Origin of the sequence: Delftia acidovorans SPH-1 (assembly GCF_000018665.1) — a bacterium.
GTDB lineage: Bacteria > Pseudomonadota > Gammaproteobacteria > Burkholderiales > Burkholderiaceae_C > Comamonas > Comamonas acidovorans.
Window position 1 is genome coordinate 4064772 of record NC_010002.1, and the last position, 14087, is coordinate 4078858.

General features: G+C 69.1%; 13 protein-coding genes. 4 read left to right on the top strand and 9 right to left on the bottom strand.

The window, feature by feature from the left end:
* Positions 1–6 precede the first annotated feature (6 nt).
* From DACI_RS18600 to DACI_RS18620, 5 genes are all read right to left on the bottom strand, one after another.
* Positions 7–1044 carry a Bug family tripartite tricarboxylate transporter substrate binding protein gene (locus tag DACI_RS18600; RefSeq protein WP_012205527.1) on the bottom strand — a complete coding sequence of 346 codons (1038 nt, stop codon included), beginning with the start codon at positions 1042–1044 and terminating at the stop codon, positions 7–9.
* A 116-nt stretch (positions 1045–1160) separates the two neighbouring features.
* The gene (gene maiA, locus DACI_RS18605; RefSeq protein WP_012205528.1) at positions 1161–1802 is read right to left on the bottom strand and encodes a maleylacetoacetate isomerase; all 642 of its coding nucleotides are present in this window, start codon (positions 1800–1802) and stop codon (positions 1161–1163) included.
* Between the two features lie 19 nt (positions 1803–1821).
* Entirely contained in the window at positions 1822–2529 is a 708-nt protein-coding gene (locus DACI_RS18610) for a fumarylacetoacetate hydrolase family protein (RefSeq protein ID WP_043783520.1), read from the bottom strand.
* 38 nt (positions 2530–2567) lie between these two features.
* A complete protein-coding gene (locus DACI_RS18615; RefSeq protein ID WP_012205530.1) occupies positions 2568–3605 on the bottom strand; it encodes a cupin domain-containing protein in 1038 nt (345 codons plus the stop codon).
* Positions 3606–3621: 16 nt separating this feature from the next.
* Positions 3622–4830 (bottom strand): 3-hydroxybenzoate 6-monooxygenase, encoded by a 1209-nt coding sequence (locus tag DACI_RS18620; RefSeq protein ID WP_012205531.1) that lies wholly within the window; start codon positions 4828–4830, stop codon positions 3622–3624.
* 204 nt (positions 4831–5034) lie between these two features.
* Between DACI_RS18620 and DACI_RS18625 the strand changes: the two genes are divergently transcribed.
* The 3 genes from DACI_RS18625 to DACI_RS18635 all read left to right on the top strand — a co-directional run bounded on the left by DACI_RS18625 (position 5035) and on the right by DACI_RS18635 (position 7610).
* Positions 5035–5571 carry a MarR family winged helix-turn-helix transcriptional regulator gene (locus DACI_RS18625; RefSeq protein WP_012205532.1) on the top strand — a complete coding sequence of 179 codons (537 nt, stop codon included), beginning with the start codon at positions 5035–5037 and terminating at the stop codon, positions 5569–5571.
* Positions 5572–5585: 14 nt separating this feature from the next.
* Entirely contained in the window at positions 5586–6488 is a 903-nt protein-coding gene (locus DACI_RS18630) for a LysR family transcriptional regulator (RefSeq protein WP_012205533.1), read from the top strand.
* A gap of 75 nt (positions 6489–6563) precedes the next feature.
* Positions 6564–7610: a patatin-like phospholipase family protein gene (locus tag DACI_RS18635; RefSeq protein WP_012205534.1), complete on the top strand. Its 1047-nt coding sequence runs from the start codon at positions 6564–6566 to the stop codon at positions 7608–7610.
* A gap of 21 nt (positions 7611–7631) precedes the next feature.
* Here the strand turns inward: DACI_RS18635 and glyA are convergent, their stop codons facing one another.
* From glyA to DACI_RS18655, 4 genes are read right to left on the bottom strand one after another with little or no spacing between them, the layout of a single operon-like run.
* On the bottom strand, positions 7632–8906 hold the full coding sequence (gene glyA, locus DACI_RS18640; protein ID WP_012205535.1) for a serine hydroxymethyltransferase: 1275 nt from the start codon (positions 8904–8906) through the stop codon (positions 7632–7634).
* 46 nt (positions 8907–8952) lie between these two features.
* Positions 8953–10191 carry an aspartate aminotransferase family protein gene (locus DACI_RS18645; RefSeq protein ID WP_012205536.1) on the bottom strand — a complete coding sequence of 413 codons (1239 nt, stop codon included), beginning with the start codon at positions 10189–10191 and terminating at the stop codon, positions 8953–8955.
* A 58-nt stretch (positions 10192–10249) separates the two neighbouring features.
* Positions 10250–11101 (bottom strand): YggS family pyridoxal phosphate-dependent enzyme, encoded by an 852-nt coding sequence (locus DACI_RS18650; RefSeq protein ID WP_012205537.1) that lies wholly within the window; start codon positions 11099–11101, stop codon positions 10250–10252.
* A gap of 4 nt (positions 11102–11105) precedes the next feature.
* Positions 11106–12362 (bottom strand): benzoate/H(+) symporter BenE family transporter, encoded by a 1257-nt coding sequence (locus DACI_RS18655; protein WP_012205538.1) that lies wholly within the window; start codon positions 12360–12362, stop codon positions 11106–11108.
* 191 nt (positions 12363–12553) lie between these two features.
* Between DACI_RS18655 and pdxR the strand changes: the two genes are divergently transcribed.
* Positions 12554–14068: a MocR-like pyridoxine biosynthesis transcription factor PdxR gene (gene pdxR, locus DACI_RS18660; RefSeq protein ID WP_012205539.1), complete on the top strand. Its 1515-nt coding sequence runs from the start codon at positions 12554–12556 to the stop codon at positions 14066–14068.
* Positions 14069–14087: the final 19 nt, after the last annotated feature.

Genomic DNA, 14087 nt, shown 5'->3' on the forward strand with positions numbered 1-14087 from the left:
GCGGGCTCAATCCAGGCTGATATTCGCCTTCTGGATCAGCAGCTTGTACTGGTCCGCCTTGGTCTTGGCGAATTTCTCCATCTCAGGCACTTCCCAGGTGATGGGCTGGAAGGCGAAGGTGGCGAATTTCTCGCGCACCTGCGGGTCCTGCAGCACGGCGACCACGTCGGCATGGATCCTGTCGCGCAGGGCGGCGTCCACGCCCTTGGGCGCCAGCAGGGAGACGAAGGAGTTCACGATGAGGTCGGCGGGGCCGCCCGATTCGGCCACGGTGGGCACGTCGGGCATCTGGGCGATGCGCTGGGGTGCGGCCACGGCCAGGTAGCGGATCTTGCCGGATTTGTAGATGCCCTGGCTGGAGGGAATGCTGGCAAAGCTCCAGGCCGGGTCGCCATTGGCCACCGAGGTGTAGAGCTGGCTGACCTCGCGGTAGGGCACATGGGTCATCTTGCTGCCGGTCAGGAAGTCCAGCCATTCGCCGCCCAGGTGGCCGGGGCTGCCCACGCCCCAGGAGCCGTAGCTGACCTTGCCGGGCTCCGACTTGGCCGCCTTGATCAGGTCGCCCATGCTCTTCCAGGGCGAGTTCGTGGGCACGGCCACGAAGAAGGGCGTGAGGAACAGCGGCGCCACCGGGTCGAAGTGCTGCAGCGGATGGAAGTTGCGCTGCTTGTAGAGGTAGGGCAGGGCGGAGACATGTTCGCTGTCGAGCTGCAGCAGGGTGTAGCCGTCGGGCTTGGCGCGGCGTGCGGCTTCGATGGCGACAAAGCCGCCGCCGCCGGGGCGGTTGTCCACGGTCACGCCCTGCTTCCAGCGGGCGGCAAGCTTTTCTCCCACGATGCGCAGCACGGCGTCAGGGCCGCTGCCCACGGCAAAGGCCGTGATCACGGTGACGGGGCGCGTGGGAAAGCTGGCGGCGCTGCTGGAGCCTGCCTGTGCCCAGGCGCAATGCAGCGGGGCGATGGAGGCCAGCAGCAGGGCGGCGCCTGCAAGGGCCTTGCGGCGGGAGGGGGCGGCGCCGAGGCGGCTGGATGGGGATGCTTTCACAGTCTGTCTCCTGTTGGATCTGCTTTTTTCACTGCTTGCAATGCCCCGGTCCTTCTGGCGAGGACTCGGGGCGGGGTAGGGCTGCCGGCGAAGGCGCGGCGGGGTTCAGGCGAGGTTCAGCCGGCGTCAGGCTGGGCCAGGGGCGCGGCCTGCGCAAAGGCGGGCAGCGCCGCGCAGGCCCTGTCCACAGCGCTGATCAGCGGCCAGCGGTCCAGGTCCACGCCAAAGCGGCGTGCGCTTTCGATCTGGGGCACCAGGTAGACATCGGCCAGCGTGGGTGCGTGGCCGAAGCAGAAGTCGCCGCGCTGCGTGTCCTGCGCCAGCAGTGCCTCGATGGCGTCGAAGCCGTCGGCAATCCAGGTGGCGCACCAGGCGTTGATGGCGGCTTCGTCCGCACCGAACTGGCGGCGCAGGGTCTGCAGGATGCGGCGGTTGTTGATGGGATGCACGTCGCAGCCCACGATGGCGGCCAGCGCGCGCACCTGGGCGCGGTCCTCGGGGTCGGCGGGCAGCAGCGGCGGCTCGGGGTGGCGCTCTTCCAGCCATTCGATGATGGCCGGCGACTGGATCAGCGTGCGGCCATCGTCCAGCGTCAGCGCCGGCACCAGGCCCTGCGGGTTGACCTGCTTGAACGGCGCCTGGGCCTGCTCGTCCACGCGCAGGTCCACGGGAAAGTAGTCAGGGCGCAGGCCCTTGAGGTTGAGCGCGATGCGCAGGCGGTGCGAGGTGCCGCTGCGGAAAAAGCTGTAGAGCTTCATGGTGGTGGTCTCCCCGGTCTTATTCGGGCTGGCCCACGGTGAGCGCGATCTCGCCCACGCCCTGCACATGGCCGGTGATGCGGTCGCCCGGCAGCACGGCGCCCACGCCCTCGGGCGTGCCCGTGTAGATGAGGTCGCCGGGCTGCAGGTGATAGAACAGCGAGAGGTCGGCAATGATTTCGCGGATGTTCCAGATCAGCTTGTCCACGTCGGACTGCTGCCTGGTCTCGCCATTGACGGCCAGCGCAATGGCACCGGATTCGATCACCTGGCCCGGCATGGGCACGATCTCGCTGGCCACCGAAGACTGCTCCACATCCTTGCCCAGGTCCCAGGGCCGGCCCTTGTCGCGCGCCACCAGCTGCAGGTCGCGGCGCGTCATGTCCAGGCCGCAGGCGTAGCCGTAGATGTGTTCATGGGCCTGGTCCGCCGCAATGCGAAAGCCCGCCTTGCCGATGGCCACCACCAGTTCCATCTCGAAGTGGTAGTTGTTCGTCTCGGGCGGGTAGGCCACGGTGGCACCCGATTCGGTCAGGGTGGAGGGGGCCTTGGTGAAGTAGAAGGGGCGCTCCACGCCCTTGTCCACCGGGCGGCCCATTTCGACGGCATGGGCGTGGTAGTTGCGGCCCACGAAGAACAGGCGGTTCACGGGCAGGCGCTGCGTGCTGCCGCGCACGGGCAGGGATTGGACGGGGGGCGGGGTCCAGAGGTATTGGGGGGCGGTCATGGTATTGGCGATGGGGGAGGAAAGAGACATCGGAGGATTCAAGGCCGGACCTCGTAGAGGCCCAGCTTTCGGTGCAAAGGCGCCTCGTCGGCCAGGAAGAGGAAGGCGGGCTCGCTGGCGCTGGCATTGGCCAGCGTGGCGGGCGCCCAGCCGGGCACGCAGCAGGTGTCGGCCGGGGCCAGGTCGAAGTGGCGGTCCACGGCGGCCACGCTGGCGCCGCCCTCGATGACATGGAACACGCAGGCCGGCGAGCGGGCGGGCAACTGCAGCGTCTGGCCCGGGCGCAGCATCAGCGCGTAGAAGCCCAGGATGTTTTCGCAGTCGGCCCCGGTCTCGGGGTTGGTGTAGGCCAGCTGCACGCAGTCCAGGTCCGGCCGGTCGGCGGCCAGCTCCAGCAGGGCGGCACGCGCATCCTTCCACGGGTAGCGCAGCATGGGGTAGGCCTTGGCGCTGCGGGCGAACACCTGCGTGGGTGCCAGGCCGCCGCGCGCATACGCCCGGTCGCCACGGCCGGGCAGGGCGGGCTGGCGCGGGCCGTCCACGTGGTAGGTGACTTCCAGGTAGTAGGCCAGGGGCAGGTCCAGCACATCGAGCCAGACCACGGGCTCGTCGCCGTCATGGCCATGCTCGTGCCACAGCCCCGTGGGCGTGAGGATCAGGTCGCCGCGCTCCATGGGGCATTTCTCTCCATCGACCAGGCTCCATGCGCCCTGGCCCTCCACCACCATGCGCACGGCATTGGGTGTGTGGCGGTGCGAGGGCGCCCACTCGCCGGGCAGCAGCAGCTGCATGCCCAGGTAGATGGAGGAGCTGGCCTGCATCTTCTCCAGCCCATGGCCGGGGTTGGCCAGCACCAGCACGCGGCGCTCGGCCTTTTCGATGGGCGTCAGCTCGCCGGCCTGCATCAGCAGCGGGCGGATGGCCTGGTAGGGCCAGGCAATGGGCTGGGTGCGCGGGCGCGGCGTGTGCGGCGGCATCACGTTGCGCAGGCTGGGCCACAGCGGCACCAGGTTGTTGCGCGTGAGTTCGTCGCGATAGTCCTGGGGCAGGTCTTCCAGGCGGCCAAGTTCTTGCATGGCGGTCTCCTTGTGTTCAGTCTTCGGCGAGGCAGGTTTCGGCCTTCCAGCCGTACAGCCATTCCATGGCGTCGTAGAAACGCTGGGGCGTGCGGCCTTTCCATAGGTCGTTGCGCACCAGGCGCTCCACGCCGCTGGCGTGGAAGATGCGGCCCATCTCGCGCGCGGACAGCACCACGCGCGCCGTGCGGGCGATGCGCGAGCGCTCGTACAGCCGCAGCGCCTGCGGCCAGTCGTTGCCGCAGTGCTTGAGCGCCTGGCCCAGCGTCACCGCGTCTTCCAGCGCCATGCAGGCGCCCTGGGCGATGTACTGCAGGGTAGGGTGGGCCGCATCGCCCAGCAGCGTGGCGCGGCCGAAGCTCCACTGGCCAATGGGCTCGCGGTCGGCCGTGGCCCAGCGCTTCCAGCTTTTGGGCAGGTCTATGAGCTGGCGGGCGCGCGGGCAGCAGTCGCTGTAGTAGCTTTGCACCTCTTGGCGGCTGCCTTCGCGCACGCCCCATTCCTCCTGCTCGCGGCTGTGGAAGGTGACGACCACGTTGTACTGCTCGCCGCCGCGCAGCGGGTAGTGCACCAGGTGGTAGTTGGGGCCGACCCAGATGCTGGCCGCGTTCCAGCGCAGGTCCTCGGGGAAGTCGTTCTTCTCCACCACGGCGCGGTACACCACGTGGCCGGAGACACGCGCCGCATCGCCCACGTACTGCTGGCGCACCACGGACTTCACGCCATCGGCGCCGATCAGGGCCTGGCCCACATGGACCTGGCCGTGCTGGTCGCGCACGGTGACGGTGTCGCCCTCCTGCTGCACGGCTTCGATGCGGGTGCCCGTCAGCGTCTCGATTTGGCCGTGGGCGCGCGCGCCTTCGAGCAGCGAGGTGTGGATGTCGGCGCGGTGGATCACCGCATACGGGTTGCCGAAGCGGGCACGAAACGGCTCGCCCGTGGGAATGCGGCCGACCAGTCTTTCATCGAGCGCGTCGTGCATCACCATCTCGTCGGTATAGACCGCGCGGCCACGGGCCAGCTCGCCAATGCCCAGCGCGTCGAAGGCCGCGAATGCATTGGGGCCCAGCTGTATGCCGGCGCCGATCTCGCCCAGCTGCGGCGCCTGCTCCAGCACCTTGACGGCGAATCCCTGGCGCGCCAGGGCCAGCGCGGCCGCCACGCCGCCAATGCCGCCGCCCGCCACAAGAACGGGCAGCGCCCGGGAAGAAATGCTGGTGCTCATGGATGTCCTGTGTTTCGTGGTGCGTGTCGCCAGCCTGCGGATCAGCTGCGTCGCGACTAATTAAACAGTATGCTGACGATGAGTGTAGTGTTGATTTGCATCAGGCCAGCCTGGGGTTTCCCTGGATGCAGGCAAAACGACGGCGGACAGCGTGTCCGGGTGAATCACCTGTCCGCCAGCCAAGGCCAACGGAGGGCGCGGTTCATGCGAACATCTGCGCTTGCCCGCAGGGACCCGGAAAAGAGCGCAATGGCCATGGACTACCAACCCGCAGAACTAGAAAACTACCCCGGCTACCACATCCGCCGCCTGCAGCAGATCGCGGTAGCCGTCTTCATGGAGGAGACCCAGGAATTCGGCGTGACCCCCGTGCAGTACGCGGCGCTGTCTGCCGTGCTGCGCCAACCCGGCGTGGACCAGCGCACGCTGGCGCGGATGATCGGCTTCGATACCTCGACCATTGGCAGCGTCATCGACCGGCTGGAGGCGCGCGGCCTCATGGTGCGAAACACCAGCCCGGCCGACCGGCGCGTGCGCCTGCTCTCGGTCACCGCGGAAGGCGCTGCGCTGCTGGCCGCTGCCGAGCCCTCGGTGCTGCGGGCCCAGCAGCGCATGCTGGAGCCGCTGCCGCAGGAGCAGCGGGGCCTGTTCATGGACATGATGGCCGTCCTGGTGCGGCAAAACGACGAGCTGGCGCGTGCGCCCAGCACGCTGGCCGCGCGCCGCGCCGCAGCCGACTGAGGCGGCCTCGACCCATGGACTGGGACCACCTGAGATTCTTTGGCGAGCTGGCGCGCAGCGGCAGCATGGCCGCCGCCGCGCGGCAACTGGGCGTGGAGCACACCACGGTGTCGCGCCGCATCCAGGCCCTGGAAAAGCAGCTGGGGGCCGTGCTCTTCGAGCGCGAAGCGGGCCAATGGCGGCCCACGGAGGCCGGCCGACAGTTGCTGGGCGTGGCAGACGCCATGCAGCGCGCCGCCTCCGGGCTGGAGCGCATGCCGCTGGCGGCCGAATCCACCAGCCAGGGCCCGTCCGGCTTGGTGCGCGTGGGCGCCACCGAGGGCTTCGGCACCCAGCTGCTGGCCCCGCAGCTGGCCGCGCTGACGCAGCGCCATCCGCTGCTGAGCATCGACCTGCTGGCCCTGCCGCGCCTGCTGCACCTGTCGCGGCGCGAGGCCGACATCGTCATCTCGCTGGAGCGTCCCACGCGCGGCTCGGCCGTGGTCACCAAGCTCACGGACTACCGGCTCTTCCTCTACGGCCAGCGCGAATACCTTGCGCGCCGCCCGCTGGTGGCGCGCACCGAGGACCTGCGCCACCACAGCTTCATCCACTATGTGGACGACCTGCTGTTCACGCGCGAGCTGCAGCTGCTGTCCACCCTGTTCCAGCCCGAGCGCTTTGCCTTTCGCAGCACCAGCATCACCGCCCAGTACGAGGCCGTGCGCGCCGGCGCCGGCCTGGCCGTGCTGCCTGCCTTCATTGCCGACCGCGACCCCGTGCTCAGCCGCGTGCTGCCCGCCGAGGCCTGCTTCACCCGCACCTTCTGGATGAGCATGCCCTCGGATGCCCGGCAGGTTCAGCGCATTGAGGCGGTCTGGGGGTTTTTGCGGGAGGCTGTGCAGGGGATGGGCGGCTTGCTGAAGCCCAGAGCCTGAGGGCCTGCGGCGGTCAGGCCCCTGCCGCTATACTGCCCGCCCCGAATCTCGTCATCCGACAGCAGGATCCCTGGCATGCGCCTGAAAGCCCTTTTGCGTCCACTGGTGTATCTGAGCCTGGCGGGGCTGGCCGCTTGCGGCAGCAACCCGCCCAGCCCCTCGGCGGCCACGCCCGAGTCCACGCCCACCGCGCCGAGCACACCCGTGGCGCCCATCAGGATCGGTCTGGCCCTGGGCGGCGGGGCTGTGAAGGGCTTTGCCCATATCGGCGTCATCAAGATGCTGGAAGCCAATGGCCTTGCGCCTGCGGTGGTGTCCGGCACCAGCGCGGGCAGCGTGGTGGGGGCGCTGTATGCGAGCGGCATGAACGCCTTCGAGCTGCAGGAAAAGGCCGTTGCGCTGGATGAGACCAGGATCCGCGACCTTCAGCTGTCCTCGGGTGGCCTGCTGGTGGGCCAGAAGCTGGAAGACTATGTGAACGAACAGGTGGGCCGCAAGCCGCTGGAGCAGCTGGCCAAGCCCTTCGTGGCCGTGTCCACGCGGCTGGAAGACGGCGAGCGCACCGTGTTCGCGCGCGGCAATACGGGGCAGGCGGTGCGTGCCTCCAGCAGCATTCCGGGTGTGTTCCAGCCCGTGGCCATCGGCAAGTTCCACTTCGTCGATGGCGGCATCACCAGCCCCGTGCCCGTGGACGCCGCGCGCCAGTTGGGCGCCGATCTTGTGATTGCCGTGGACATCTCCAACAAGGCCCGTGGCAAGGCGCCCGAGAACATGCTGGGCGCCCTGGGCCAGTCCATTGCCATCATGGGCCAGAAGCTGGGCCAGGCCGAGCTGGCCCGCGCCGACATCACCATCCGCCCCAAGGTGCTGGACATCGGCCCGGCCGACTTCACCCAGCGCGCCAGCGCCATTCTTGAAGGCGAAAAGGCCGCCGTGGCCGCCATGCCCCAGATCCGCGAGCGCATCGCCCAGCTGCAGGCCGAGCGCGCCAAGGCCGCGAAGCTGGCGCAGCAAAAGGCGGCCGAAGCCCAGCACCAGGCCTGCCTGGACCAGCGCTCGCGCATGCAGAAGCTGGCGGAGATGGCGGGGATGGACGGCGCCTGCGCCAACCCCAACCCCTGATCCACCACGACTGCGCGCGGGCTATCCGTACACCGGATAGCGGGCGCATAGCCCCGTCACCTGCTCCCTGACCTGCGCCGCCACCTTGGCAAAGCGGGCGCCTTCCTGCGCGTCCAGCGCATCGAGCACATCGCATAGCCAGCCGGCCAGCTGTTCGCACTGCGCCTGGCCGAAGCCGCGCGTGGTGACTGCGGGCGTGCCTATGCGCAGGCCCGAGGTCACGAAGGGCGAGCGCGGGTCGTTGGGCACGGTGTTCTTGTTGGTGGTGATGTGCGCCTCGCTGAGCGCGGCGTCGGCATCCTTGCCGGTGTAGCTGCGGTCGGACAGGTCGATCAGCATCAGGTGGTTGTCCGTGCCGCCCGAGACGATGCGGTAGCCGCGCTGCTGGATCACGGCGGACATGGCGCGGGCGTTGGCCAGCACCCGGCGCTGGTAGGCCTTGAAGCCGGGCTGCAGCGCCTCCTTGAAGGCGACGGCCTTGGCGGCGATCACATGCATGAGCGGCCCGCCCTGCACGCCGGGGAACACGGCCGAGCTCAGGCGGCGGTTGAAGGTTTCGTCCTGTCCCTTGGACAGGATCAGGCCGCCGCGCGGGCCGCGCAGCGTCTTGTGCGTGGTGCTGGTGACCACATGCGCGTGGGGCAGGGGGCTGGGGTATTCGCCCGCAGCCACCAGGCCTGCGACATGGGCCATGTCCACCCAGAACACGGCGCCCACCTTGTCGGCAATGGCGCGCATGCGGGCCCAGTCCTTGTGGCGCGAGTAGGCAGAGAAGCCGCCGATGAGCATGCGGGGCCGGTGCTCCAGGGCGATGCGCTCCATCTCGTCGTAGTCGATCAGGCCCGTGGCGGGGTCCAGGCCGTAGGGGACGATGCGGTAGTGGCGGCCCGAGAAGTTGGACGGGTTGCCATGCGTCAGGTGGCCGCCCTGGGCCAGGTTCATGCCCATGACGGTGTCGCCGGGCTGGGCCAGCGCCAGGAACACGGCGGCATTGGCCTGGGCGCCGGCATGGGGCTGCACGTTGGCATAGTCGCAGTCGAACAGCGCCATGGCACGTTCCACGGCCAGGCGCTCGGCCACGTCCACGTTCTCGCAGCCGCTGTAGTAGCGCTTGCCGGGGTAGCCCTCGGCGTACTTGTTGGTGAAGACCGAGTTCTGCACCGCCATCACCAGCGGGCTGGCGTAGTTTTCGGAGGCGATGAGTTCCACATGGTCTTCCTGGCGGCGTTTCTCGCTCTGGATGGCCTTGGCCAGCTGCAGGTCGAAGTCGGCCAGGGTCAGGGATGCGTCGTACATGGGTGAGTGGTTCCTGTGTCAGGGCAAGGGCTGGGGGAGTCGATGGTCATGCAGCTGCCAGCTGGCCTGCCGCGGGCGCGCCTGCCTGCGCGGCGCTGGCCGACTCCAGCAGGCAGGCCAGGCGGGTGACGATGTCGTCGATCTGGCGCTCGTCGCAGATCAGCGGCGGCAGCAGGCGGATGGTGGATTCGCGCGTCACCGTGATCAGCAGGCGCTGCTGGGCCAGCGCGCGGCCCACCAGGTCCTGGCAGTTGCGGTTCAGCTCGATGCCCACCATCAGGCCCTGGCCGCGCACGGCCAGCACGTCGGGGTGGCCGTGCAGCGCCTGCTGCAGGCCGTTGAGCAGGCGCCGGCCCAGTTGCCTGGCGCGGCCGGGGATGTCCTCGCTCTCCATGATGTCCAGCACCGTGCAGCCCACGCGGCAGGCCAGCGGGTTGCCGCCGAAGGTGGAGCCATGCTGGCCGGGCGAGATCAGGTCGGCCGCAGGCCCGCGCGCCAGGCAGGCGCCGATAGGAATGCCGTTGCCCAGGGCCTTGGCCAGGGTCATCACATCGGGGGCGATGCCCGCATGCTGGTGGCCGAACCAGGCGCCGGTGCGTCCCAGGCCGGTCTGGATCTCGTCGAGCATCAGCAGCCAGCCATGCCGGTCGCACAGGCTGCGCAGCTGGCGCAGGTAGTCGGGGCTTGCCAGGCGGATGCCGCCTTCACCCTGCACGGGCTCGATCAGCACGGCCACGATGTCGCCATGCTGGGCGGCGGCGTGGTGCACGGCCGCGATGTCGTCATAGGGCACGCGCACGAAGCCCGGCATCAGCGGCTCGAAGCCGCGCTGCTTGGCCGGGTTGCCGGTTGCCGACAGCGTGGCCAGCGTGCGGCCGTGAAAGCCGTTGTCCATCACCAGGATCTGCGGCCGCGCCACCTGCCTGCGGTGGCCGTGCAGGCGCGCCAGCTTGAGCGCGGCCTCGTTGGCCTCGGCGCCGGAGTTGCAGAAGAAGGCGGTCTCCATGCCTGCCAGGGCGCACAGGCGCTGGCCCAGGCGTTCCTGCCAGTCGATGCGGAACACGTTGGAGGTGTGCAGCAGCAGGCCGGCCTGCTCGGCAATCACGGCGGCGATCTCCGGATGGGCGTGGCCCAGGCTGGTCACGGCCACGCCGGCAATGGCGTCCAGGTATTCGGTGCCGTGCTCGTCCCACAACCGGGCTCCACGGCCACGAACGAAGGACACGGGCTGGCGGGCATAGGCCTTCATCAGGCGGGAATCAAGGGGTTGCATGGCTTTTTGCATGTCAAGGTCCTCAAGCGGGGTCAGGGTTGAATCGAAAAGGGTGGCGAGGGGGGCGCGCTCAGGGCAGTGCCAGGGCCGCGGGATCGGGGCCGCCTGCGGGCCAGTAAAAGCTGTCCGGCTGGGCGCGGGCGCCGAAGATGGCCTGGCCCACGCGCACCACGGTGGCGCCTTCCTCGATGGCGATCTCGAAGTCGCCGGACATGCCCATGGACAGCTCGTCCAGCGAAATACCCGCCGGCGCGCTCTGGCGCAGCTGGTCGCGCAGGCGGCGCAGCAGCACGAAGCACTGGCGCACGCGCTCGGCCTCGCTGGAGAACAGGGCCAGCGTCATCAGGCCGCGCACGCGCAGCGCACTGAAGGCGGGCAGGGCCTGGACAAATCCCTGCACCTCGTCGGGCGGCAGGCCGTACTTGCTGGCCTCGCCCGAGGTGTTGACCTGCACGAACACGTCCAGCGCCCGGCCTTCGGCCTGCAGGCGGCGGTCCAGCGCCTCGGCCACGCGCAGGTTGTCCAGCGCCTGGAACTCGCTGGCAAAGCGCGCCACCAGCCTGGCCTTGTTGGTCTGCAGGTGGCCGATGACGGACCACTGCAGATCGGCCAGGTCCTGCATGGCCTCCCACTTGCCGAAGGCTTCCTGCACCTTGTTCTCGCCCAGCATGCGGCAGCCCGCCGCGTGGGCCAGGCGCAGGCTGGACTCGGGCTTGGTCTTGCTCACGGGCAGCAGGCGCACGCTGGCCGGGTCGCGCCCCGCGCGGCGGCAGGCAGCGGCCATGCGCGCCTGCACGGTGGCCAGGTTGTGCCGGAAATCGTCCACCGTCTCGGCCTGGGGGTAGCGGCCGTGCTGGTCGTGGCGGGTCAGGGTGTCGGCGGCTTGGGCGGTGCCGCCGGTGGTGTCTTGTGTCGCAAACATGGTTTCAGCTCCTTTTGATGGCGGCATCGGCGGCGGGCACGTTGCCGGTGCCCGCCTCGCTGCGGGCGGCCCGGCGCGGCCACTGGCCGTTGAGCACGGCATGGGCCACCAGGCCGATGACCAAACCCCAGAAGGCGCCGCCTATGCCCAGCATGGAAATGTTGGCTGCAGCAGCCAGGAAGGTGATCAGCGAGGCCTCGCGGGTTTTGGCGTCGGCCAGCGCATTGGCCAGGCTGCCGCCGATGGTGCCCAGCAGCGCCAGGCCCGCCAGCGTGGTGATGAAGGTGGCCGGGAACGCCATGAACACGGCCGCCAGCGTGACGCCGAACACGCCCACCAGGATGTAGAACACGCCCGCAGCGATGCCCGCGATCCAGCGTCTGGACGGCTCTTCATGCGCCTCCTTGCCCGTGCAGATGGCGGCCGTGATGGCGGCGATGTTGAAGGCGTGCGAGCCGAACGGCGCCATCAGCAGCGAGCCCAGGCCCGTCAGCGTGACGATGGGGTTGGCACTGGTCTTGAAGCCGTCGTTGCGCAGCACCAGCATGCCGGGCATGTACTGGCCGGTCAGCGTGATCAGGAACAGCGGCAAGGCCACGCTGAGCAGGGCGTTGAGCGTGAATTCCGGCCGCGTGAACACGGGCGCGGCAAAGCGCAGCTGCAGTCCGGACAGGTCCACACGGTCCTGCGCCAGCAGAAACGCCAGGCCGAGCGCCAGGATGCCTACCACCGCATAGCGCGCCGTCAGCCGCTTGAGCAGAACGTAGGCCACGATCAGCAGGCCGGCCAGCAGCGGGTCCACGCTCATGCCGCCAAAGGCCTTGATGCCGAACTGCAGCAGGATGCCCGCCAGCAGGCCCGAGGCCACGCCGGGCGGAATCAGCCGGATCACGCGCTCGAACCAGCCCGACAGTCCCAGCACTACGAAGGCCGCGGCCGACACCACATAGGCGCCCACGGCCTCGGCATACGGCGTGGTGGCCAGGGCCGTCACCAGGAAGGCGGCGGCCGGCGTGGACCAGGCCGTGATGATGGGCTCGCGCGAGAGCCAGCTCAGCACCAGCCCGGTGACGCCCACGCCAATCGAAATCGACCACACCCACGAAGCCGTGAGTTCCGGGCTCAGGCCGGCCACCTTGGCTGCCTGGAACACCAGGATGAAGGTGCCGCCGTAGTTGACGATGACCGAGATCAGCCCGGCCACCACGGGGTGGATGAGGTCGCTGAAGCGAAGGGGTGAGTGTGTGTCTGATGAAGGCATGGTCTTCTCGTTTTCCTTGGGGGTTGGATTCCTGGCTGTCTGAAGAAAGGGGTATTTGAGCGCCGAAGTGGACTGAGTGATCCATACACTTCGCTATCTTGTTTCAGACCACTTTGTAATGAACGCGCAGCGTTTGCGTCAGTACAATGGCCTGCCCAAGAGGTGCAATGAGATGAAAGGCAGCAGACCGCATGAGCAAGACCTTCGAGCTTGAGACCCTGAAGATCCGCATGGGAGATACCGACCTGCGCCAGCTGGACCTTCACCAGCGGGTGCAGCGCGCCATGCGTGCGCTGATCCTGGATGGGGCGCTGCTGCCGGGCCTGAAACTGCCGGCCACGCGCTCGCTGGCCGACTCGCTGGGCATTGCCCGCGACACGGTGGAGAACGCCTACACCCAGCTGCACCGCGACGGCTTCATCGTGCGGCGCCAGGGATCGGGCAGCTATGTCTCCGAGACCATCGGCACCGAGCTGCGGGGCCGGGCGGCGCGGCGCGGCCGCTCGCCCGAGCACGAGCGCAGCGCCCAGGTGGCCGCAGCGGGCAGGGCCGGTGCCGGCCTGAGCCGGCGCGGCCAGGCCATTGTTGACGGCGGAGGCATCGCCGACCAGCAGACCATTCGGGCCTTTGCCACCGGCCTGCCCGAGACGCGCACCTTTCCCACCGATGTCTGGGAGCGGCTGCAGCGGCAGGCGCTCAAGGACTACCGCGCCAGCGTCCTGCTGCACGGCGACCCGCAGGGCGCCGAGCCGCTGCGCAAGGCCATAGCCACCTACCTCAACCTGGAGCGTGGCGCCAAGGTGGACGCCGGGCAGATCGTGGTGCTCAGCAGCACGCGGCAGGCGCTGTTCCTGTGCGCCCAGCTGCTGGTGGATGCGGGCCGGCCCATCCTGCTGGAGAACCCGGGCTACTTCGGCGCCCGCAAGGCCTTCGAGTCGGCCGAGGCCAAGGTCCTGCCCATCGACGTGGACGCGCAAGGCATACGCACGGACCTGCTGCACGCCGACCGCAGCGGCGCCACCTGCGTCTATGTCACGCCGTCGCACCAGTACCCCACGGGCGTCACCATGCAGCTGGAGCGGCGGCTGGACCTGATCCGCTGGGCCTTCGAGAGCGGGCGCTGGATTATCGAGGACGACTACGACAGCGAATTCCACTACGACGGCATGCCCACCGCCTGCGTGCAAGGCCTGGACAAGCACGCGCGCACCATCTACATCGGCACCTTCGGCAAGACCCTGTACCCGGGCCTGCGCATGGGCTACATGGCTTTGCCGCAGGAGCTGGTGCGCGCCTTTGTCCAGGCGCGCAGCATCATGGACGGGCACACGCCCCAGATCCAGCAGCTGACGCTGGCGCGCTTCATGGAAGACGGCCACTACAACTCCCACGTGCGGGCCATGCGCAAGCTGTACGCGGGGCGGCGCGAGGTCATCCTCGAATCCATAGGCAGGCACTTGGCCGGCATCGTCACCGCGCCACGGCCCCAGGGCGGCATGCAGGTGCCCTGCCTGCTGGAGCCCGGCTGGTCCGAGGAAGACACCATCCGCCGCGCCGCCGCGGCCGGCGTGCTGCTGCAGGGGCTCAGCCGCCTGTACGCGGGCGAGCAGCGGCAGCCGGGCTGGCTGCTGGGCTATGCCTCGCTCACGGCCTACGAGATCGAGGCCGCCGTGCTGCGCCTGGCCAACGCGCTGCGAAAACCCTGACAGGTTGGGAGACACCGGA